Below are 19,938 nucleotides of genomic sequence, written 5' to 3'. Positions count from 1 at the left end.
GCGGGGATCCTCTGGTCGCCCGCGAGAGCGACGGCGACTGGCTGCTCGACGGCGTGAAGCCCTGGTGCTCGCTGGCCGACCGCCTCGACGCCGCCCTCGGCCGCGAAGACCCCCCAGGCGGCGTCGGCGGCGACTCCGAGTCCGGACGGGTCGAGCTCCGCCTCGCCGAGGATCGCGAGAGCGTCGAGGTGCGGCTCCACCGCGCGCGCGACGCCGAGGTCGTGCCGAGCCAGGCGCTCGAGGAGACCGTGCAGCTCGGCGGTGCGACCGGTGCCGGGCCGGGGCGCGTCGGCGCTCAGACCGCGCGCGAAGCCGAGCGCGCCGTCGACGTCGTGGGGGAGGAGAGAGGAGGAGTGCTGGTCCATCGCCTCCGAAACTACGCAGTCGAGCGGGCGGCGTCCGGCGATTGTCCCCGAACGGACGGGGTGCTAAGCGTCAGATGTCAAGGTCGTTGATCCTGTGCAGGAGAGAGGCGAAGAGCTCGACGTCGGCGAGCGCCCAGCTGCGCAGCTCCTCGTGCATCAGCGCCTGGTTCGAGCTGCGGATCTCGCGCAGCCGCGCGGCGGTCGCCGGAGTCACCGAGAGGATCGTGGCGCGGCCGTCCTGCGGGTCGGGGGTGCGCTCGAGGAAGCCGAGGCGGTCGAGCGCCGTGATCTGGCGGCTGAGCGCCGACTTGTCCATCTCGAGGAGCTCGGCCAGCACGCCCGAGTGCACGGGTCCGCGGCGCTCGAGCGCCGAGATCGTCTTGTAGCCCAGCGGCGTCAGCTCCGGGTGGAGCCGCTCGGCGTAGGAGCGCATCGCCGCCCGCACGCGGTTGAAGAGGGTGCTGAGCTCGCCCTCCACCGAGGCGATCGCGGAGTCGACGTCGCGGGCGGAGTCGGGGGTCGGGCCGGTCATGCCTCCAGCATCCCGCGCGCGGGCCCTCCTCCTCGACTTGCGCCCGCGCGCCGCGATGACGTACGCTTCCCGAAGCCAAAGACCGCCGGTTTCCGGTGTGCGCACGAGCAGGGCCCCGGCCACGCGGATCGCCACCGGACGAAGGATTCGCGAAGCGAATTGCCCGCGCAGGTGCACGAGTTCAGTTCCGCCTAACCGCGATCCCGAAGCTCCGCGCCCCTGTGCCGGAGCTTTTTTCTTTGCCTGCCTTCGGGCTACCGGCACGAGAATTCACAGGAGTAGCCATGGCGAACAAGGAAGCCTCGGTTGCCGAACTCACGGAGAAGTTCCAGAGCTCGACGGCCGTTCTGCTGACCGAGTACCGCGGTCTCACTGTTGCTCAGCTCAAGACGCTGCGCAAGGACATCAGTGAGCACGCAACCTACGCCGTGGTGAAGAACACGCTGACCAAGATCGCGGCGAACAACGCCGGTATCTCGTCCTTCGACGACGAGCTCGCTGGCCCCTCGGCCATCGCGTTCGTGCACGGCGACCCTGTCGCCGTCGCGAAGTCGCTGCGTGCCTTCGCCAAGGCAAACCCTCTCCTCGTGGTCAAGGGCGGTTACTTCGACGGTAACCCGCTGACCGCAGAAGAGGTGGGCAAGCTCGCTGACCTCGAGTCCCGCGAAGTTCTGCTCGGCAAGCTCGCCGGCGCCTTCAAGGCCTCGCTGTTCGGCGCCGCATATCTGTTCAACGCTCCGCTCTCGAAGGCCGTTCGCACGGTCGAGGCGTTGCGCGAGAAGCAGGAGTCCGCGAGCTGACGTCTTCCCCTTCCGGGAAGCAGTGCGCGCGCGGTTCGTAGACAAAGAAAAACAAGGAGAAAAATCATGGCAAAGCTCACGCAGGACGAGCTCATCGAGGCCTTCAAGGAGCTCACGCTCATCGAGCTCTCGGAGTTCGTCAAGAAGTTCGAAGAGGTCTTCGAGGTCACCGCTGCGGCGCCCGTCGCCGCCGCCGGTGTGGCCGGCCCGGCCGCCCCCGCCGAAGAGGTCGAGGAGCAGACCGAGTTCGACGTCGTGCTCGAGGCCGCCGGCGAGAAGAAGATCCAGGTCATCAAGGAGGTGCGCGCCCTCACCAGCCTCGGCCTCGGTGAGGCGAAGGCGCTCGTCGACGGTGCCCCCAAGGCGGTCCTCGAGGCCGTCAACAAGGAGACCGCCGAGAAGGCCAAGGCTCAGCTCGAGGGCGCCGGCGCGACCGTCACCGTCAAGTAATCCCCCTCACCCGTCGCGGGTGCCGGCTCCGGCCGGTCGCTCGTCAGGGTGACGCAGGCACGCCTGCAGACGCAGGGCGTCGTCTCCTCGGAGGCGGCGCCCTTCGTCGTTCCCGGCCGTTGGAGGCGCGCGCCCCTAGGATCGGAGCGTGACTGCTCACGATCTGCTCGCCGGGCTCCCCGCCCGCGACGTCCCGCCCAGCGAGGTCTCGCTCAGCGAGCTCCTGAGCGACTTCGTCTCGGTGACGCACCGGATCACCCGCCTCGCCGCCCAGGCGACCGGCAACCAGGAGTCGCAGGCCGTCTGGCGCACGCTCTCGGTGCTCCTCTCGATGGGCCCGATGCGCCTGGGGGAGCTCGCCTCCCAGAGCCGCGTCTCGCAGCCCACGATGACCAAGATCGTGAAGAACCTCGTCGAGACCGGCTGGCTCGACCGGATCGCCGATCCCCTCGACGCGCGCGCCTGGCAGATCCGCCTGGCTCCCGCCGGCGCGGACGCGCTGAACGCCTGGCGGACCGACCTCGGCGACGCGCTGACGCCGATCTTCGCCGATCTCACCCTCGAGGACCGCCGCGTCCTCGAGCGCGCCGTCGAGATCATGCACGAGCGCCTCGTCGTCGGCCCGCGGGACTGACCCCTCCCGCGCGGTTCCGCCGCGCGGCACACTGGTCGCGTGCAGATGCGACTCGAGCTCGTCCCCCTCCCCGTCGGCGACGTCGACCGCGCGGTCGCCTTCTACACGGAGGTGATGGGCTTCCACCTCGACCACGACGTGCGGCCCTCCGCCGCGATGCGCGTGGTCCAGCTCACCCCGCCCGGCTCGGCCTGCTCGATCGTGGTCGGCAGCGGGATGGGCCCCGGTCCGGAGGAGGGCGTCGTCCGCTCCCTCCACCTCGTCGTCGACGACATCGCCGCCGCTCGCGCGGAGCTCGTCGGCCGCTCGCTCGAGATCAGCGAGGTCCAGGACCTGGGCGGCGTGCAGTACGCGTACTTCGCCGATCCGGACGGCAACACCTGGGCGCTCCAGGAGATCGGGAGCAGGACGCCCCCGGAGTGAGTCAGTCCTCGGGCCAGCGTACCCGGGCGTCGACGTCGGGGTGCTTGCGCAGCCAGGCCGCGACGAAGGGGCAGCGCGGGACGACCGTGCCGCCCGCCTCCGTGATCGCGGTGACCGCGGCCCGCGAGAGGATGCTCCCGAGGCCGTGGCCCTCCCACGCGTCGTCGACGACGGTATGGGTGAGCGTCACCTCGTCGCCCTGACGGGTGTACGCGGCGAAGCCGGCCGGGGTGCCGCCGACCTCGATCACGAAGCGGGACCGCTCGGGGACGTCGCGGACGGTGGGGGTGTCGGAGTCGCTCATGCTCCGATTCTCGCCCCCCGCGGCGCCGAGGTGCTGGTGCGGATCACCAGCGAGGCGGGGATCAGCGTGTGGCGGGCCGGGGGAGGGGGCTCGCCGCGACCGAGGGCGGCCAGCGCGTCCAGCACCAGCGCGACTGCGAGCTCGCCCTGCTGGCGCGGGTCCTGGCGGATCGAGCTGAGACCGAAGAGCTCGGCGAGGGGGTGGTCGTCGATCCCGATGACGGAGACGTCCTCGGGCACCGAGAGGCCGAGCTCGCGCGCCGCGAGGATGATCCCGATCGCGATCTCATCGGAGGCGGCGAAGATCGCCGTCGGCCGGGTCCGCGGGTCGCCGAGGACCTGCCGTCCGGCGCTGTGCCCGCCGGGGATGTCGAAGGTGGTGGGCACGATGTCCTGCGCGCCCGGCTCGAGGCCGGCGGCCGCGAGCGCCTGGCGGAAGCCGTCGCGGCGCTGCGTGTGGACGTGGAAGTCCATCTCCTCCTCCGCGAGCCCGCCGATGTGGACGACCCGCTCGTGGCCGAGGGAGAGCAGGTGCTCCGTGGCGAGGCGGGAGGCGGCGACGTCGTCGATGCTGAAGGTGGGGATGCCGGGGAGCTCGCCGCCGATGCCGACGATGGGCTTGCCCAGGGCGAGGAGCGCCTCCGTCTCGTGCGGCGAGATCTCGAGGGTGACGGCGACGATCGCGTCGACGCGCTTGCGGACGAGGTAGTACTCGAACACGCTCCGGCGGGCGTCGAGGTGCTTGTCGATGTTGTAGAGGAGCAGGTCGTAGCCGGCGGCGAGCAGGGCGCGCTCGATGCCCTCGATGATCCCGGCGAAGAACCACTGGTTGATGATCGGGATGATCACGGCGATGTTGTTGCTGCGGCCGGTGACGAGGCTGGAGGCGTTGGCGGAGACGACGTAGCCCAGGCTCGTCGCGGCGCGCTCGACGCGCTGCTTCGTCCCCGCGGAGACGTAGCCCCGGCCGCTGAGCGCGCGCGAGACCGTCGCCTTCGACACTCCTGCGAGCTCGGCCACCTCTTCGATGCCTGGCACGGCGTTCCTCCCGACCGTCCGGCCTCGATGCTGGAAACGGTTCCAGGAAGTTATACACCGCCCGGCGGCCGGGCGTCGCGCCGAGATCGATCTCCGCTCGGCCCCGGCCCCGCGATCGCTGTTCTGACGCCGAATCGTTATCTCAGAGAGCGCTCTATCACCGGCGTTGTGCTTTCATCGTTCTTGTGGAAAGGTTTCCCTCCGTGGGAGCCCACCCACACGAATCCGGTGATCCGCTCGGAGTTCCTCCTGGCATCGCCATCACCAGCATCCGAGTCGTCGCGGCACACGCTTCGAGCCGCCACAGCCTCCCGATCCCGATCGGCGAGGAGCGGCCTGCTCGGCTGGTTCCACCACTCAATGAGGAGGAAGAATGCGGTCATCCCTGCACCGCCGTATCACCGTCCCGGTCGCCGTTCTGGCAGCGGCCGGCATCGCACTCGCGGGCTGCTCCAGCAGCAGTGACCCCAACGACCCGAACGCCGGCGGCGGCAGCTCGGCCGGCACGGTCGGCACCGCCGACGGCGTCGTCAACGTCTACGGCACCATCAACGGCGACGAGGCCACCCTTCTCGAGCAGTCCTGGGCGGACTGGGAGAAGGAGAGCGGCATCGAGATCAAGTACACGGGCGACAAGGAGTTCGAGAAGCAGATCGGCATCAAGGTCCAGGGTGGCGACACCCCCGACCTCGCGATCTTCCCGCAGCCGGGTCTGCTCGCCGACACCGTCGCCTCCGGCAAGGTGCAGGAGCTCCCCGAGGGCGCCCTCGCCAACGTCAAGCAGAACTGGTCCGAGGACTGGCAGAAGTACGGCCAGGTCGACGGCACCCAGTACGGCGCGCCGCTGATGGCGTCGGTCAAGGGCTACATCTGGTACTCCCCGGCCAAGTTCAAGGAGTGGGGCGTCTCCGTTCCCACGACGTGGGACGAGATGGAGGCGCTCGGCAAGACGATCGCCGAGAAGACCGGCGGACCGTCCTGGTGCGCGGGCTTCAACTCCGGTGAGGCCTCCGGCTGGCCCGGAACCGACTGGATCGAGGACGCCGTCCTCCGCGAGGCCGGCCCCGACGTCTACGACTCCTGGGTCGCGGGCGACACCCCCTTCACCGACCCGGCCATCAAGTCCGCGTTCGACTCCGTCGGATCGATCCTCCTCGACCCGACCCTCGTCAACGCCGGCTACGGCGACGTGAAGTCGATCAACTCCACCGCCTTCGGCGACGTCGCCCAGAACATGGCGAACGGCACCTGCGCGCTGACCCACCAGGCCTCGTTCTTCGAGGGCTTCCTGACCTCGGCCGGCGCCAACGTGGCCGAGGACGGCGACGTGTGGGCCTTCCTCACCCCGCCGGTCAAGGCCGACGACGCCCAGGCCGTCACCGGTGGTGGCGAGATGGTCGCCGCGTTCTCGAACGACGAGGACACCGCGAAGGTCCAGGAGTACCTGGCCAGCGCCGACTGGGCCAACAGCCGCGTCTCCCTCGGCGGCGTCATCTCCGCGAACACCGGTCTCGACCCGGCCAACGCGGGCAGCGACGTCCTGAAGGACTCCATCGCGATCCTCCAGAACCCGGACACCACGTTCCGCTTCGACGCGTCCGACCTCATGCCGAAGGCAGTGGGCTCGGACAGCTTCTTCAAGGGCATGGTCGACTGGATCGACGGCACGAGCACCGACCAGGCGCTCGAGGAGATCCAGGCCGGCTACACCTCCTAGCAGCGGAGCAGAGCCGCCGCTCCCGAGTGGCGGCTCAGCTGTGACGGCCCGGCCCCCGAATCCACGGATCCCGGGGCCGGGCCCCTCCTGAGTCCAGAGTCGCACTCGAAAGGGCGTCCATGTCCCCCATCACCATCTCGGGGTTCTTCCAATGGCTGGCGGGAATCCCGCCGCTCGCGCAGATCCCGCTCATCCTCCTGGCCTTCGCGGCCGTGGTGGCGCTCATCCTCTTCTTCGTCGAGATCGCGCCCCGCCGCGGCACCGGCTACACGGTCCTCCGGCTCGCGGTGACGGTCGTCCTGCCGGTCGTCCTCCTGCTGGTCTTCGGCCTCTACAACTCCGTCCTCTGGGTCGCGGTGGTGGCCGCCGTCATCGGCGGCGCGCTGTTCCTGCTCGACTTCCGGTCCCGCAAAGGCGCGGGCTACGGACTCCAGCTCATCGCGTTCATGGCACCGGCCGCCTTCTTCATCCTCATCGGCCTGATCTACCCGACGATCACGACGGCCATCAACGCGTTCATGAAGAACGACGGCTCCGGATTCGCCGGCATCGACAACTTCGTCTGGGTCTTCACCAGCCCCGACGGCATCACCGCCTTCCTCAACACGGTGGTCTGGGTGCTCCTGGCCCCGATCACGGCGACCGCGATCGGTCTCGCCTACGCGGTCTTCATCGACAAGAGCCGCGGCGAGAAGTTCTTCAAGCTGCTGGTCTTCATGCCGATGGCGATCTCGTTCGTCGGCGCGTCGATCATCTTCAAGTTCTTCTACGACGTGCGCCAGGGCGAGCAGATCGGCCTCCTCAACGGCATCCTCACCGCCTTCGGCGCCCCGCCGGTCGACTGGCTGGGACTCGAGCCGTGGAACACGCTGTTCCTCGTCGTCGTCCTCATCTGGACCCAGGCCGGATTCGCCATGACGGTGCTCTCCGCCGCCATCAAGGGCGTCCCCTCCGAGCAGCTCGAAGCGGCCTCGCTCGACGGAACCAGCGCGTGGCAGTCCTTCTGGAACGTCACCGTCCCCGGCATCCGCTCCTCGATCGTGGTCGTCCTCACGACGATCTCGATCGCGTCGCTGAAGGTCTTCGACATCGTCTCGGCGATGACCGGTGGCCGCTCCGACACCACGGTCCTCGCGTTCGAGATGGTCCGCCAGTTCCAGCTCGGCGCCCGCAGCGGCTACAGCGCGGCCCTCGCGGTCATCCTGTTCCTGCTCGTGCTCCCGATCGTCGTCTACAACGCCCGCCAGCTCGCCAAGCAGAGGGAGATCCGATGAGCGTCACGCCCACTCCGATCCAGGTTCCGGTCGACCGCAGCACCGAGCGCGCGCTCGCCCGCGGCGAGTCCAGGATCGAGGCGGCCAGCGGCAAGGTCAAGAAGGCGACGACATCGCGCGGCGCCACTCTCGCCGCGCTGATCATCGCCGTCATCTGGACCGTCCCCACCCTCGGCCTGTTCATCTCGTCGTTCCGCCCCGCGAACGACATCAAGACGACCGGCTGGTGGACGATCTTCGCCAACCCCGGCTTCACCCTCGACAACTACGCGAACGCGCTCAACTCCGGCGACAGCCTGACCCTGGGCAAGGCGTTCGTGAACTCGCTGGTCATCACGCTGCCGGCGGCGCTGATCCCGATCACGATCGCCAGCCTCGCCGCCTACGCGTTCGCCTGGATCGACTTCAAGGGCCGCAACACGCTCTTCGTCCTCGTGTTCTCGCTCCAGATCGTCCCCATCCAGATGGCGCTCGTGCCGTTGCTGCAGCTGTTCTCGGACGGCCTGCGCATCGGAGGGCTCTACATCCTCCCCGGCCTCGGGGTGAACGGGTTGGACGGCTCCTACGCGAAGGTGTGGATCGCGCACACGATCTTCGCGCTCCCGCTCGCGATCTTCATGCTCCACAACTTCATCTCCGAGATCCCCGGCGAGGTCATCGAAGCGGCACGAGTGGACGGCGCCGGACACGGCCAGATCTTCTTCCGCATCGTGCTCCCGCTCTCGGTCCCCGCCATCGCCTCCTTCGGCATCTTCCAGTTCCTCTGGGTCTGGAACGACCTGCTGGTCGCGACGGTCTTCACCTCCGGACAAGGGCTGCCGATCACGAAGGCGCTGCAGGACCTCACCGGCTCCTACGGCCAATCGTGGGAGCTGCTCACGGCCGGCGCGTTCATCTCGATCATCGTGCCGCTCATCGTGTTCTTCTCCCTCCAGAGGTTCTTCGTCCGCGGCCTCCTCGCCGGCGCCACCAAGGGCTGACGACCCGCGGGGGTGCCGTGGGCGGCGTTGTCGTCGTCGGCGGTAGCTCCGCTACAGCTCTCCTCCTCCGCCTTGCCCACGACACCCCCGCGGGCCGTCAGCACTGCTCGTCGGGGGGAATAGGGTGCACGAACGAAGGCCCGGGTCCTGCTGCGCAGGACCCGGGCCTTCGTCGTGCGGTGGCGCCGGGGGCGGCCACCAAGGGTGGGGGGGTACGGCGCCGGAGGCGGCCGACGGGGAGCGGCGCCTGCGGCGGCCGTCTCGGGCCGGGGGCGGCTAGCGGCGGAGCGGCGTATCGAGACCCGCGGACCGCATGGTGGTCGAGTAGCGGTGGAGCGGGGTGTCGAGATCGGGCACCGGGGAGGTACCCGGCACGGGCATCGGGTGCGGGACGGCGCGTCGGCGCGGCGCGGGATTGCACGACTTCGCCGTGGGCGGAAGGGCGGGGGTCCGGAGGCGGGCGGGGCTAGGGTCGAGCCGTGAGCAGGATGGGTGACGTCGCGGCAGGCGGCGGGATGCGCGGAGGGGCGCGCGGCGGGAGGATCTCGAGCAGCGATCCGGACAGCCAGCGGGAGATCAACGCGGCGGCTCCGAAGGTCGACGACCTGCTCCGGCGCATCGCGGGACTCTTCCGCGACCACCGCCCCAAGCTCACGCTCACCGTGATCCTCGTGCTCGTCGGCGCCGCCCTCACGGTGGTGCCCCCGCTCCTCACCCAGCTGGCCTTCGACCGCGGGCTCTTCCCGCCCGGCGGACGCCCGAACCTCCCCGTGCTGCTCGAGCTGGTCGGCGTCATGGTGCTGGTCTGGGCGTTCTCGGCGATCCTCGGCGTCTGGCAGACCTACCTCACCGCGACCGTCGGCAACACGGTCATGGGGGAGCTGCGCATCCGCCTCTTCCGCCACCTGCAGGCGATGGAGCTCGGCTTCTTCACCCGCACCCGCACCGGCGTCATCCAGTCGCGCCTCGCCAACGACGTGGGCGGCGTGGCCAACGTGCTCACGAACACCGTCTCGAGCGTGCTCGGCAACACCGTCACCGTGATCGCGGCCGTCGTCGCGATGCTCCTGCTCTCGTGGCAGATGACGATCGTCGCCCTCGTCCTCACTCCGGTGCTCGTCGTGGCCCAGCGCCGCGTCGGCCAGGTGAGGGCGCGCATCGCGACGAAGACGCAGGAGTCGCTGTCCGAGATGACCGCGATCACCCAGGAGACCCTGAGCGTCTCGGGCATCCTCCTGGCCAAGAGCTTCGGCCGCCAGGAGTCGGAGGTGACGCGCTACGCCGACGAGAACGGCCGCCAGATCGAGCTCCAGGTGCGGCAGCAGATGTCCGGCCAGTGGTTCTTCGCGATGGTGCAGATCTTCCTCTCCGTCATCCCCGTGATCGTGTACCTCGTGGCCGCCTGGCTGATCCTCGGCGGCACCACCGTCACCGCCGGGACCGTCGTGGCCTTCACCACCGTGCAGGCGCGCCTGATGTGGCCGCTCCTGGGCCTGATGCGCGTCGCGCTCGACCTGCAGACGGCCGGAGCGCTGTTCGCCCGCATCTTCGAGTACCTGGACCTGCGCCCGGCGATCACGGACAGGGCAGATGCACGCGAGGTCTCGGGCGAGCTCGGCCGGGTCGAGCTCGACGACGTCGTGTTCCGCTACCCCGACCAGGCGGAGGACGCGCGCCCGACGCTCGACCACGTCTCGGTCGCGATCGAGCCGGGCCAGTTCGTCGCCTTCGTCGGTCCCTCCGGCGCGGGCAAAACCACGATCTCGTACCTCGTCCCGCGCCTCTACGACGTGGCCGGGGGAGCGGTGCGCTTCGCCGGCACCGACGTGCGCGAGCTGCGGCAGGAGTCGCTCGTCTCGCACATCGGCATCGTCAGCCAGGAGACCTACCTCTTCCACGCGACGATCGGCGACAACCTCCGCTACGCCCGCCCCGACGCGACGCAGGAGGAGCTGGAGGCGGCCGCCCGCGCCGCGAACATCCACGCGACGATCACGTCGTTCCCCGACGGCTACGACACGCTGGTCGGCGAGCGTGGCTACCGGCTCTCCGGAGGCGAGAAGCAGCGGCTCGCGATCGCCCGCGTCCTGCTGAAGGACCCGGCGGTCCTCATCCTCGACGAGGCGACCAGCGCCCTCGACACCGTCTCGGAGCGGATCGTCCAGACCGCGCTCGACGACGCCGCCCGCGGCCGCACCACCATCGCGATCGCCCACCGGCTCTCGACCATCGTGTCGGCCGACGTCATCCACGTCGTCGAGGGCGGACGGATCGTCGAATCGGGCACCCACCGCGAATTGCTCGGCCTCGGCGGCCTCTACGCCTCGCTCTACGCACAGCAGACGGAGTCGGCCCTCCAGGGCTGAGCCGCGGATCGGCGGCCGGACTTCGCGGGGCTACTCGCAGCCGACGCCGTCTGAGTCGCCGGGCCCCGTGCACGACGTCGGCGGAGAGCACGTGCCCCTCCCGGTGGGGGAGGCGCACCAGTCTCAGCCGATGTCGTGCGCGCCGGAGGCGGTCACTCCGCCGGCCGGTCCTCGAGCATCTGCTCCATCAGCGAGATCTCGGCCTCCTGGGCCTTCACGACGGAGGAGGCGAAGTCGGTGGCGACCGTCACGCGGCTCCGGGCGAGCAGCGCCTCGGCCATGTCGATCGCGCCGCGGTGGTGGGCGATCATCAGCTCGAGGAACATCCGGTCGAAGTCTCGGCCCGACGCGCTGCTGAGGGCGGTGATCTGGTCCGGTGTCGCGAGACCGGGCATGCTCGCGGGCACGACGCCGTCCTCGGTCCCCATCCCCATCGACGAGTGCTCGTCGGCGGCTCCGGCCAGGGTCGGCCGGCCCATCCAGGTCATCGAGGGCTCCGGAGCAGCCTGCGGCAGGCCCCACGAGTTCAGCCAGCCGAAGAGCTGCCCGGCCTGCTGCTGCTGGGTGAGCAGGATGTCCTTCGAGACGGTGAGGACCTCGTCGTCGGCGCTGCGCTCGCGGGCGATCATCGCCAGCTCGGCGCCCTGCAGGTGGTGCACCTGCATGTCGCGCGCGAAGCCCGCTTCGGCGCTGGCGCTCGAGGGCGTCGCCGCGGAGGCGAACGGGGCGAGCGCGCCGAAGAGGTAGCCGCCGGCCGCTCCGAGGAGGAGCGCGACCACGGCGACCGCGGCGACGAGGATCCGGCCCCTACTGCTTGCCGGGCGCATCGATCCCTCCGGTGCAGGGGGCGCCGGGCTCCGGAGCGCTCGAGGACTGCCAGAAGCGCTCGACGAAGGCGTCGATGCGGGGGTCCTCGGGCGAGTCGATCGCGACCTGGGCGTCCCAGGCGCTCAGCACGATGGGCGACTCGAGGCCCTCGTAGGGCGAGACGACGGAGTAGGTGTCGGGCATCGCGGCGATCAGCGCGTCGACCTCGCTCTGCGGGAGCTCGGGGTCGTACGTGGCCCAGACGGCGCCGTGCTCGAGGTCGTGCACCGCGTTCTCGTTCGGGACGGGCTCGTCGTAGACGCCGCAGTTCATCCACACGGCGTTGTGCGGGCCGCCCGCCGGCGGGGTCTGCGGGTAGTCGACGGCGCCGGCGACGTGGGTGGCGTCGTTGTCGAAGGTCTGCAGGCCGTCGATCTCGCGCGCCTCGACGATCTGCTGGTTCCCGAAGACGGTGACCGCGACGATCCCGCCGACCGCGAGGACGGCCAGGGCCGACAGCGACCAGATCCAGATGCGGGCGCCGCGCTTGCGGCGGTCCTGCTCGCGCTTGTAGGCCTCGAGCTTCTCCTGTCGGGCGCGGTTCTTGGCGGACATCGTGTCTTTGGGCACGGCGGCGTCTCTCGTTCTGAGGGCGGAAGGCGCCTGTGGCGGGCGCAGGCGCCTGAGAGGCGCTCTCAGAGGATAACGAGCGAGGCTTCGGATCGGATCAATGCGCGGTCAGGGGAATCTCGATGCGCCCGAGGAGCGGGCCGCTCGATCAGCGGGATGCCCAACGGGCCCGCTCGATCCGCAGGATGCGCCGCCGCTCCGCTCAGGGGGCGAAGGTGAGCCAGAGCAGCAGGCCGTTCAGGACGATGAGGAAGACGGCGGCCAGGGCGGCGGCGAGGGTGGTGAACCAGCGGTTCGTCTGGTCGCCCATCAGGCGGCGGTCGCGGGTCAGGATCACGAGCGGCACGAGCGCGAAGGGGATGCCGAACGACAGGACCACCTGGCTGAGCACCAGCGCGCGCGTCGGGTCGAAGCCGATCGCGAGCACCAGGAGCGCCGGGATCAGCGTGACCAGACGACGGGCGACGAGCGGCACCCGCACCTGAAGCAGACCGTGCATGATCTCGGCCCCCGCGTACGCGCCGACCGAGGTCGAGGCGAGGCCGGAGGCGAGCAGGCCGACGGCGAACAGGGTCGCGACCACCGGGCCGAGCGCCGCTCCGATGGCCGCGTGGGCGCCCTCGAGGCTGTCGGTCCCGGCGACTCCCGCGAGGGAGTGCGCGGCGAGGAGCAGGATCGCGAGGTTCACGGTGCCGGCGATGGCGAGGGCGATCGTCACGTCGATCCGGGTGGCGACCAGGATCCTCCGGCGCGCGCCGACGCCCTCGACGTGGCCGAAGCGGTCGCGGGCGAGCGCGGAGTGGGCGTAGATCGCGTGGGGCATGACGGTCGCGCCGAGGATCGAGGCGGCGAGCAGCACCGACTCCGAGCCCTCGAAGCGCGGCACGAGACCGGCGACGGTCGCGCCCGCGTCCGGCGGATCGACGACCACGCCGACCGTGAAGCCGACGGCGATCAGCACCATCAGCGCCGTGATCACCCGCTCGAACGGCTGCGCCCCGCCCCGCGTCTGCACGAGCAGCAGCACCAGCGAGACCGCGCCGGTGACCACGCCGCCGGCCAGCAGCGGCAGTCCGAAGAGCAGGTTCAGCGCGATCGCGCCGCCGATCACCTCGGCCAGGTCGGTCGCCATCGCGACCGTCTCGGCCTGCAGCCAGTAGGCCCGGCGGCCCCAGCGGCCGCGCAGGCGGTCGCCGAGCAGCTCGGGGAGGCTGCGGCCGGTCATCAGGCCGAGCTTCGCCGAGAGGTACTGGATGAGCCAGGCCATCAGGTTGCCGAGCACCACCACCCAGACCAGGAGGTAGCCGAACCGGGCGCCGGCCGTCATGTTGCTGGCGACGTTGCCCGGGTCGAGGTAGGCGACTCCGGCGACCAGCGCCGGGCCGAGCAGGCGGAGGAGGTGGATGTCGGCCGGACGCCGCGGCGGTGCGGCGATCGGTGAGGTCATTCGGGGTCCGTTCCGGGTCGACCGCGGCGCTCGCGGACCCCCACGATAGGGCACCGGCGCGACCGGCGGCACTCCCCTCCCGAGACCGCTCCCTGTGCCTCCGCCCACCCCCGTCACACGCCCGCAGCCGGTTGCTACGCTGGTGGGATGAGCCTGGATCGCGCCCTTCCCGCACGCCCGGAGACCGGGATGGCCTACGCCGATTCGGTGCTCGACCTCATCGGCGACACCCCGCTGGTGAAGCTGGGTCCGGTCGCGGCGGGCGTGCAGGCGACCGTGCTGGTCAAGGTCGAGTACCTGAACCCCGGCGGCTCGTCGAAGGACCGCATCGCGACCCGCATCATCGACGCAGCCGAGCGCGACGGGCTGCTGAAGCCCGGCGGCACCATCGTGGAGCCGACCAGCGGCAACACCGGCATCGGCCTCGCCCTCGTCGCGCAGCAGCGCGGCTACCGCTGCGTGTTCGTGCTGCCGGACAAGGTGGGGGAGGACAAGCGCAACGTCCTCACCGCCTACGGGGCCGAGATCGTCGTGACGCCGACGGCCGTCGCTCCGGAGGACCCCGCCTCCTACTACTCCGTCTCGGACCGCCTCGCCCGCGAGATCCCCGGCGCCTTCAAGCCCAACCAGTACGCGAACCTCAACGGACCGCTCAGCCACTACGAGACCACGGGCCCCGAGATCTGGCGCGACACCGCCGGCCGGCTCACCCACTTCGTCGCGGGAGTCGGCACGGGCGGCACCATCAGCGGCGCCGGCCGCTACCTCAAGGAGGTGTCGGAGGGCCGCGTGCAGATCGTCGGCGCCGACCCCGAGGGCTCCGTCTACTCGGGCGGCGGCGGTCGCCCGTACCTGACCGAGGGCGTCGGCGAGGACTTCTGGCCGAGCGCGTACGACCCGAGCGTGGTCGACCGGATCATCGCCTCCAGCGACGCCGAGTCGTTCGCGATGACCCGCCGCCTCGCCCGCGAGGAGGGGCTGCTCGTCGGCGGATCGAGCGGGCTCGCCGTCTCCGTCGCGCTCAAGGCAGCCGCCGGTCTCGGGCCGGACGACGTGGTCGTCGTGCTCCTGCCGGACGGCGGGCGCGGCTACCTCGGCAAGATCTTCAACGACCGCTGGATGCGCTCCTACGGCTTCCTCGAGATGCGCGACGAGGGCACCGTCCGCGACGTGCTCCGAGCGAGGGCGGCGAGCGGGCAGGCCGACCTCCCGGCGCTCGTGCACGCGCACCCGACCGACACGATCCGCGACGCGATCGGCATCATGACCGAGTACGGCGTCTCGCAGCTCCCGGTGCTGACCGCCGAGCCGCCGGTCGTGATGGGCGAGGTCGTCGGAGCCGTCGACGAGCGCGAGCTGCTCGACCGCGTCTTCGCCGGATCCGCCTCGATGAACGATCCGCTCGGCGACTGCGTGGGCGATGCGCTCGCGCTGATCGGGCTCGGCGAGAGCATCACCGCCGCCCGCGCCGCGCTCACCGAGCACAGCGCCCTCCTCGTCACCGACGAGGGCAAGCCCGTCGCGGTGATCACCCGACAGGACCTCCTCACCTACGCCACGGCCTGACGGCCGCCGCCTCCGCACCTCCGACCCAGGGAGCCCGCACCATGCCCAAGAAGCAGCACTTCGACACCCGCGCCATCCACGCCGGCCAGGAGTTCGATCCGACCACCGGGGCGGTCGTGCCGCCCGTCTACATGACCTCCACGTTCGTCCAGGACGGCATCGGCGGTCTCCGGGGCGGCTACGAGTACGCCCGCTCGGCGAACCCGACGCGCGACTCGCTCCAGGAGCTCATCGCCTCGCTCGAGGGCGCGGACGTCGCCTACTCCTTCTCCTCCGGCCTCGCCGCCGAGGACACCCTTCTGCGCGCCGCCCTCGCGCCCGGCGACCACGTCGTCCTGGGCAACGACGCGTACGGCGGCAGCCACCGCCTGATCGACCGGGTGCACAGCGCCTGGGGCGTGCGCAACACGGCCGTCGACATGTCGAACCTCCGCGAGGTGCAGCGAGCGATCGTCCCCGGCGAGACGAAGATGCTCTGGGTCGAGACCCCGTCGAACCCGCTGATGACCATCAGCGACATCGCCGAGCTCGCCGACCTGGCCCACGCGCACGACCTGATCGTCGTCGTCGACAACACCTTCGCCTCGTCCGCCCTGCAGCAGCCGCTGGCCCTCGGTGCCGACGTGGTCGTGCACTCGACCACGAAGTACCTCGGTGGCCACTCGGACGTCGTCGGCGGCGCGCTCGCCCTGCGCTCGGGGCCGCTGGCCGAGAAGATCGCGTTCCTGCAGTTCGCGGTCGGAGCGATCTCGGGTCCGATGGACGCGTGGCTCACGGTCCGCGGCATCAAGACCCTCGGGGTGCGGATGGAGCGCCACTCCGTCAACGCGCAGGCGGTCGCCGAGTTCCTCGTCGAGCACCCGGCGGTGACGGCCGTGCACTACCCGGGCCTGCCCTCGCACCCCGGCCACGAGCTGGCGAAGCGCCAGATGTCGCGGTTCGGCGGGATGCTCTCGCTCGAGCTCGCGACGCCGCGCGCGGCCCGGAAGTTCGCCGAGTCGACCGAGCTGTTCCAGCTCGCGGAGTCGCTGGGCGGCGTCGAGTCGTTGATCGGCTACCCGAGCGAGATGACGCACGCGTCGGTGAAGGGCACGCCGCTGGAGGTCTCGGAGTCGCTGGTGCGCCTCTCGGTGGGCCTCGAGGACTCGTCCGACCTGATCGCGGACCTGTCGGCGGCGCTGCCGAAGAAGTAGAGGCGGGAACGCCGCCCCGCGGGGCGGCATCTCGATGGTGCGCCCGGTCCGGCCCCTGCCAGGATCGGGCGCATGACCTCCTCGCGCCGCTTCGTCGATCTCAGCCACACCGTCGCGGACGGGCTGGTGACCTACCCGGGCCTGCCCGCTCCGCGCATCCGGCCGCACCTCACCCGTGAGGCGTCCCGCGCCTCCTACGCGCCCGGCACCGAGTTCGCGATGGACGTCATCGAGATGATCGGGAACACGGGCACCTACCTCGACAGCCCGTTCCACCGCTACGAGGGCGGAGCCGATCTCGCCGCTCTCCCGCTCGAGACGCTGGTCGACCTGCCGACCGTCGTGGTCGACGCGACCGGAGCCACCGGACGGGGCATCGGCTCGGACGCGGTCGCGGGACTCGACGTCCGCGGCGCCGCCGTCCTCCTCCGCACCGGCTGGGACGCGCACTTCGCCACGCCCGGGTACGGCAGGGGCGCCCCCTTCCTCAGCGGCGAGGCGGCGGAGGCGCTCGTCGCCGCCGGCGCGGTGCTGGTCGGCATCGACTCGGTGAACATCGACGACACGGAGTCGGGCGGATCGCGGCCCGCGCACTCGGCCCTCCTCGCCGCGGGAGTGCACGTCGTCGAGCACCTCACCGGCCTCGGCGGGCTGCCGGCGACAGGGGCGCGCTTCACCGCCGTGCCGCCGAAGGTGCGGGGCTTCGGGACCTTCCCGGTGCGGGCCTTCGCGGTCGTCGACGAGCCCTGACCGGCGCAGGGCGCCCGGGCGCCTCCGGCTAACCTGGACCGATGCATCCCGCTCTCGCCGCCGTCGGCCGGCGCGTCCGGCCCCGCACGCGCCTCGCGGCGCTGGGCCGTCGTGTCCGTCCCCGCACGCGGCTGCGCTCCGCGGCCCGGGTCGTCCGCTCCGCCCCTCAGCGCCTCTCGGAGCGCCGCGCCGCCGTGATCGCCGCCCGGCCGATCGACCACCCCTCGCCCGCGCTCCGGCGCGAGCTGCTGCTGCTCGACCTGGCCAACCGCTTCTCCCGCCGCTCCGCGGTCGATCCGGCGGGCGAGGTCGTGGTGACGATGACCACGCACGGCGAGCGGCTGCAGCGGGTCCACGTGGCGCTCGAGTCCATCGCCCGCGGCGACACCCGGCCCGCGCGCCTGGTGCTCTGGCTCGACGACCCGGCCCTGCACGCCGACCTGCCCGCGCCGCTGCGACGCCTCCGCCGCCGCGGCGTCGAGATCCGCCTGGTCGACGGCTACCGCGTGCACACGAAGTACTACCCGCACCTGCTCTCGGGCCGGGCGGGGGAGCGCGACCTCGTCACCTCCGACGACGACATCGTGTACCCGCGCACCTGGCTGAGGGGCCTGCTCGACGCCCGCTCGCGCTACCCACGCGAGACTGTGCTCTGCTACCGCGCCCACCGGGTGGGGATCGTCGACGGCGCCGTGGCTCCGTACACGAGCTGGACGCCGGTCGCCGACACGCGCGCGTCGACCGATGTCTTCGGCACCTCCGTCTCCGGGCAGCTGCTGCCCGCCCCGCTCCTCGGCGAGATCGCCGCGCACGGGGAGGCGTTCCGCGAGATCGCCCCGGACGCCGACGACATCTGGCTGCACGTGCGCGCGGTCGACGCCGGTTACCGGATCGCGCAGATCGAGCCCCGGGCCCAGCTGTTCCCGTTCGTGCCGCGCACGCAGCAGTCCGGGCTCTACCTCGTCAACTACTGGGACGGCGGCAACGACCGCCAGGCCCGCGCGGCCTACACGCCCGAGGTGACGGCGCGGATCGCGGCGGACGCCTCCGCGAGAGGGGAGGTGCGCTGATGCGCCTGCTGTTCGTGAGCAACCTCTATCCGCCCCAGGTGCTCGGCGGATACGAGATGACCTGTGCGCGCGTCGCGGAGGCGATGGCGGCCCACGGCCACACCGTGCGCGTGCTGACCACGCCGACCTACCTGCCGCCGGAGCCCTCGGGCGTCGAGGTGCACCGCACGTTGAGCCTGCGCACCTACTTCCCGCTGCCGCAGACGGGCGGCGAGATCGCTCAGCTGCTGCACCACGAGAGCGCCGTCTCGCGGTTCGAGAACACCCGCATCCTGCTCGAGGAGCTGCGCGACTTCGCGCCGACCCACGTGGTGGCCTTCAACCTGCTCGGGATCGGCGGCCTCGCGCTGATCGACCTGCTGCGGGCGGTGGAGGCCCCGTGGATGTGGAACCTCGGCGACCGCATCCCGAACGCCCTGGTCGACGGGCTGCCCGAGCGCGTGCTCCGCGTTTACGGCGCCCAGGCCCCCGACCACTTCGACCGCGGCGAGATCGTCGCGGTCAGCCGCTCGCTCGTCGACGCGATCGAGGCCGGCGGGCTGAGCCTGGGCGAGGTCGAGGTGATCGGGCGGGGAGTGTCCGTTCCCCCCGACACCGCGGAGCCGCGGCGCTACCGCGAGGGCGGGACCACCCGGTTCACGTTCGCCGCGTCGCTGGGCGAGCACAAGGGCGTCGGGCTGGTGCTGGAGGCGGCGGCGTCTCTCGCGGAGGAGACCCGCGACTTCCGTGTGGACCTCTACGGCGACGGAGACGTGGACGGCTGGCGCGCCCGGGCGGACGAGGCGGGCCTGGCCGGCCTGGTCGAGTTCCACGGACCGAGGCCCCACGCCGAGGTGCTCGCCGCGCACGGCCGCGCCGACGCGTTCCTCTTCCCGACCTGGGCCGGAGAGGCGTTCGGCGTCGCGCCGGTCGAGGCGGCCGCGGCGGGCGCCGTGCCGATCGTGACGGCGGCCAGCGGAGTAGCGGAGTTCCTCATCGACGGCGTCGACTGCATCAAGATCACCCGCTCCGCCCCGGCGCTCCTCGAGGCGATGCGGGACGTGGCGAGCGGGGCGGTGGACCTCGAGGCGCTCGGCCGGCGGGGCCGGGCCGCGGCGCGCGGACCGCTCTCGTTCGAGCGCTCCGTCGAGCTGATCGAGGCCTCGCTCGAGCGCCGCTCCCGGCCTGGCCTCGCCGACCGCCTCGCCGACACCACCCTCGAGGCCGACATCATGGACAAGGATCTGCGGGCGATGGACGTGCTCCACCGCCGCTTCTCCGGACGGGACCACGACGATGACCACTGACCACGACTTCCTCCAGGACCCCGGCTCGGCGCCCACCCGGCTCGGCCGCGGCGGCGTCGTGCTCCGCGACGCCGTGCACCGGCTGGTCGCCCCCTGGTTCGAGCAGGCGCGGCTGCGCACGGAGGAGCTGCGCGCCGAGACGGCGGCCCTGCGCGACGAGGTGGCCGGGCTCCGCGGCGAGCTGAGCGCGGTGCAGGGCGACGTCTCCGTGCTGCGCGACGAGTCGGCGGGCCTCCGGGCGGCGCTGGACGAGCTCAGCGCGTCGGTCGCGGCCGACCGCGCCTCGTCCGAGGCGGCGGGTGCGACG

Annotated in this window: 20 protein-coding genes and 1 pseudogene; 14 read left to right on the top strand and 7 right to left on the bottom strand. The window is 71.4% G+C overall.

The window, feature by feature from the left end; translation table 11 throughout:
- A pseudogene (locus C5C74_RS17545) lies at positions 1–365 on the bottom strand (hypothetical protein); the annotation flags it as partial.
- Between the two features lie 70 nt (positions 366–435).
- On the bottom strand, positions 436–897 hold the full coding sequence (locus C5C74_RS14500; RefSeq protein ID WP_104224334.1) for a MarR family winged helix-turn-helix transcriptional regulator: 462 nt from the start codon (positions 895–897) through the stop codon (positions 436–438).
- A 284-nt stretch (positions 898–1,181) separates the two neighbouring features.
- On the opposite strand from C5C74_RS14500, the gene rplJ reads away from it, so the two are divergent.
- The 4 genes from rplJ to C5C74_RS14480 all read left to right on the top strand — a co-directional run bounded on the left by rplJ (position 1,182) and on the right by C5C74_RS14480 (position 3,204).
- Positions 1,182–1,697 (top strand): 50S ribosomal protein L10, encoded by a 516-nt coding sequence (rplJ, locus tag C5C74_RS14495; RefSeq protein WP_055791018.1) that lies wholly within the window; start codon positions 1,182–1,184, stop codon positions 1,695–1,697.
- 66 nt (positions 1,698–1,763) lie between these two features.
- Positions 1,764–2,147: a 50S ribosomal protein L7/L12 gene (gene rplL / locus C5C74_RS14490; RefSeq protein WP_104224335.1), complete on the top strand. Its 384-nt coding sequence runs from the start codon at positions 1,764–1,766 to the stop codon at positions 2,145–2,147.
- Positions 2,148–2,295: 148 nt separating this feature from the next.
- Positions 2,296–2,781 carry a MarR family winged helix-turn-helix transcriptional regulator gene (locus C5C74_RS14485; protein ID WP_258059518.1) on the top strand — a complete coding sequence of 162 codons (486 nt, stop codon included), beginning with the start codon at positions 2,296–2,298 and terminating at the stop codon, positions 2,779–2,781.
- Between the two features lie 39 nt (positions 2,782–2,820).
- Positions 2,821–3,204 carry a VOC family protein gene (locus C5C74_RS14480; protein ID WP_181027271.1) on the top strand — a complete coding sequence of 128 codons (384 nt, stop codon included), beginning with the start codon at positions 2,821–2,823 and terminating at the stop codon, positions 3,202–3,204.
- 1 nt (position 3,205) lies between these two features.
- Here C5C74_RS14480 and C5C74_RS14475 read toward each other — a convergent pair whose 3' ends face one another.
- Together C5C74_RS14475 and C5C74_RS14470 are read right to left on the bottom strand one after the other, a co-directional pair.
- Positions 3,206–3,508 (bottom strand): GNAT family N-acetyltransferase, encoded by a 303-nt coding sequence (locus C5C74_RS14475; protein WP_104273430.1) that lies wholly within the window; start codon positions 3,506–3,508, stop codon positions 3,206–3,208.
- Positions 3,505–4,545, bottom strand: coding sequence for a LacI family DNA-binding transcriptional regulator (locus C5C74_RS14470; RefSeq protein ID WP_104224337.1), 1,041 nt, complete (start codon positions 4,543–4,545; stop codon positions 3,505–3,507). Before C5C74_RS14470 ends, C5C74_RS14475 begins: the two co-directional genes overlap by 4 nt.
- A 373-nt stretch (positions 4,546–4,918) precedes the next feature.
- Between C5C74_RS14470 and C5C74_RS14465 the strand changes: the two genes are divergently transcribed.
- The 4 genes from C5C74_RS14465 to C5C74_RS14450 all read left to right on the top strand — a co-directional run bounded on the left by C5C74_RS14465 (position 4,919) and on the right by C5C74_RS14450 (position 10,882).
- Positions 4,919–6,262 (top strand): ABC transporter substrate-binding protein, encoded by a 1,344-nt coding sequence (locus tag C5C74_RS14465; RefSeq protein WP_104227181.1) that lies wholly within the window; start codon positions 4,919–4,921, stop codon positions 6,260–6,262.
- Positions 6,263–6,381: 119 nt separating this feature from the next.
- Positions 6,382–7,536 carry a carbohydrate ABC transporter permease gene (locus C5C74_RS14460; protein WP_181027270.1) on the top strand — a complete coding sequence of 385 codons (1,155 nt, stop codon included), beginning with the start codon at positions 6,382–6,384 and terminating at the stop codon, positions 7,534–7,536.
- Positions 7,533–8,516, top strand: a complete 984-nt coding sequence (locus tag C5C74_RS14455) for a carbohydrate ABC transporter permease (protein ID WP_104224339.1) — start codon at positions 7,533–7,535, stop codon at positions 8,514–8,516. Before C5C74_RS14460 ends, C5C74_RS14455 begins: the two co-directional genes overlap by 4 nt.
- 488 nt (positions 8,517–9,004) lie before the next feature.
- Entirely contained in the window at positions 9,005–10,882 is a 1,878-nt protein-coding gene (locus C5C74_RS14450) for an ABC transporter ATP-binding protein (RefSeq protein WP_104247708.1), read from the top strand.
- Positions 10,883–11,034: 152 nt separating this feature from the next.
- On the opposite strand, the gene C5C74_RS14445 is transcribed toward C5C74_RS14450, so the two are convergent.
- The 3 genes from C5C74_RS14445 to C5C74_RS14435 all read right to left on the bottom strand — a co-directional run bounded on the left by C5C74_RS14445 (position 11,035) and on the right by C5C74_RS14435 (position 13,766).
- Positions 11,035–11,709 carry a DUF305 domain-containing protein gene (locus tag C5C74_RS14445; protein ID WP_104224341.1) on the bottom strand — a complete coding sequence of 225 codons (675 nt, stop codon included), beginning with the start codon at positions 11,707–11,709 and terminating at the stop codon, positions 11,035–11,037.
- Positions 11,690–12,319, bottom strand: coding sequence for a DUF3105 domain-containing protein (locus tag C5C74_RS14440; protein WP_258064186.1), 630 nt, complete (start codon positions 12,317–12,319; stop codon positions 11,690–11,692). The genes C5C74_RS14445 and C5C74_RS14440 overlap by 20 nt, the downstream gene beginning before the upstream one ends.
- Before the next feature lie 202 nt (positions 12,320–12,521).
- Positions 12,522–13,766, bottom strand: coding sequence for an Nramp family divalent metal transporter (locus C5C74_RS14435; protein WP_104227179.1), 1,245 nt, complete (start codon positions 13,764–13,766; stop codon positions 12,522–12,524).
- 189 nt (positions 13,767–13,955) lie between these two features.
- Between C5C74_RS14435 and C5C74_RS14430 the strand changes: the two genes are divergently transcribed.
- From C5C74_RS14430 to C5C74_RS14405, 6 genes are all read left to right on the top strand, one after another.
- Entirely contained in the window at positions 13,956–15,332 is a 1,377-nt protein-coding gene (locus C5C74_RS14430) for a cystathionine beta-synthase (protein WP_104224344.1), read from the top strand.
- Between the two features lie 41 nt (positions 15,333–15,373).
- The gene (locus C5C74_RS14425; RefSeq protein ID WP_104224345.1) at positions 15,374–16,525 is read left to right on the top strand and encodes a cystathionine gamma-synthase; all 1,152 of its coding nucleotides are present in this window, start codon (positions 15,374–15,376) and stop codon (positions 16,523–16,525) included.
- A 72-nt stretch (positions 16,526–16,597) separates the two neighbouring features.
- Positions 16,598–17,275: a cyclase family protein gene (locus tag C5C74_RS14420; protein ID WP_104351777.1), complete on the top strand. Its 678-nt coding sequence runs from the start codon at positions 16,598–16,600 to the stop codon at positions 17,273–17,275.
- A 41-nt stretch (positions 17,276–17,316) separates the two neighbouring features.
- Positions 17,317–18,345 carry a glycosyltransferase gene (locus C5C74_RS14415; protein ID WP_104351776.1) on the top strand — a complete coding sequence of 343 codons (1,029 nt, stop codon included), beginning with the start codon at positions 17,317–17,319 and terminating at the stop codon, positions 18,343–18,345.
- Positions 18,345–19,631, top strand: a complete 1,287-nt coding sequence (locus C5C74_RS14410) for a glycosyltransferase (protein WP_104351775.1) — start codon at positions 18,345–18,347, stop codon at positions 19,629–19,631. Before C5C74_RS14415 ends, C5C74_RS14410 begins: the two co-directional genes overlap by 1 nt.
- Positions 19,621–19,938, top strand: a 318-nt coding sequence (locus tag C5C74_RS14405; RefSeq protein ID WP_219813487.1) for a hypothetical protein, incomplete at its 3' end; no start/stop codon positions are given. The genes C5C74_RS14410 and C5C74_RS14405, both read left to right, overlap by 11 nt.

It is taken from the genome of Rathayibacter sp. AY1E8 (assembly GCF_002931415.1).
Lineage (GTDB): Bacteria > Actinomycetota > Actinomycetes > Actinomycetales > Microbacteriaceae > Rathayibacter.
Note: the sequence above shows the minus strand (reverse complement) of the source record. Positions and strands in the feature narration are given on the sequence as shown.